This window comes from Leptospira terpstrae serovar Hualin str. LT 11-33 = ATCC 700639 (assembly GCF_000332495.1).
GTDB lineage: Bacteria > Spirochaetota > Leptospiria > Leptospirales > Leptospiraceae > Leptospira_A > Leptospira_A terpstrae.
On sequence record NZ_AOGW02000005.1, the window covers coordinates 1 to 1,302 of the forward strand.

At 36.9% G+C, this 1,302-nt stretch carries 1 protein-coding gene; it reads right to left on the bottom strand.

Translation table 11 applies throughout. From position 1 onward, the window contains the following. Positions 1-97: 97 nt before the first annotated feature. A protein-coding gene (locus LEP1GSC203_RS01900) for an IS3-like element IS1500A family transposase (RefSeq protein ID WP_100220732.1) occupies positions 98-1,245 on the bottom strand; the annotation gives its coding sequence in 2 pieces (ribosomal slippage) (positions 98-993 and positions 993-1,245; 1,149 coding nt in all). Between the last annotated feature and the right edge of the window lie 57 nt (positions 1,246-1,302).

The following is a 1,302-nucleotide window of genomic DNA, read 5'->3' on the forward strand; positions in this document are numbered from 1 at the left end:
TTCGAAGTAAAAATATTAGAATTTTAAGTTGTTTTAGCAAGAGTTCGGCGTAAATAATTCATGATTCTAACCTAGTGACGAATTATTGGACACATTTTTACGCAGCATTTACTTCAAATTGCACAGGACTCACAAAGTCTAATGACGAATGAGATCTGTGTCTATTATAATAAACCTCTATATGATCAAAAAGTAATTCTTCGGCTTCTTGAATTTTATAAAAGTAATTATATTCCATTTCTCTTTTCAGAGAACCAAAGAAGGACTCAGCGACTGCGTTGTCCCAACAATTTCCCTTTCTACTATTACTCCTTCTGAGTTTATTATTTAACAGATACCTTCGAGTTTCGTACGAACAATAATTGGATCCTCGATCCGAATGAAAAACTAAACCCTTAGGAGGATTTCTACATTCGATTGCTTTGGAAAGAGCGGTGCACACTAACTTAGAATCATTAGAATTTGAAATCGACCAACCCACTACTTTTCGAGAATAAAGATCCAGTATTACACAAAGATAAATCCACCCGAAAGAGGATCTTAAAAAAGTAATATCTGAAACCCAGATCCGATTCTTCTGATTCGGTTTGAAATTCCGTTGAACTAAGTCCGGAGCAACCCGATTCCCATGATTAGAATCTGTTGTGGCAATCCGAAAACGTTTCTCCTGTTTTCCTTGAATTTCACAAAGTTTCATCACTTTTCGAACCGTTCTTGCTCCGTAAATTGAATACACTTTCTTCACTTCCCGAAGCAACCGAACTAAGCCGTAATTCTTACGACTTGTTAGCCACGTTTCCCGAATGAACTCGACAAGTTCAGGATTATATTTTTCTAATTCGTTTTTACTCCGTTTTAGAAATTGATAGAATCCTGAACGAGACACTCCTAAAACGTTAGCCATGCTTTGAATCGAATACTCAAATCGATGAGTTTCCATGAACATCAATCGGGATTTTGTTCGCGGGAAAGCATGGCGGCAAACTTTTTTAGGATAGTAACTTCCTCTTTCAGTTTCAGATTTTCCTTCCGAAGCTTTTTCAGTTCTTCACTTTCTTTTAACTGTTTATCCGTAAGTGGAAGCTGATCTTCTGATTTTTTCAAGTATTCTCCCCTCCATTGTCGTAACACAAAATAGCTGATTCCAAGTGACCCTGCTACTTCTTTTATCGTAAACGAACCAGAAAGTGTTCGCTTGACTGCTTGTTCTTTAAACTCCGGAGAGTATTTTCCTTTCTTATTCATATTCACCTTTACCTCATTCGCTGAGTAAAAGGTGTCCGTTTTTACGTAACTAGGTTA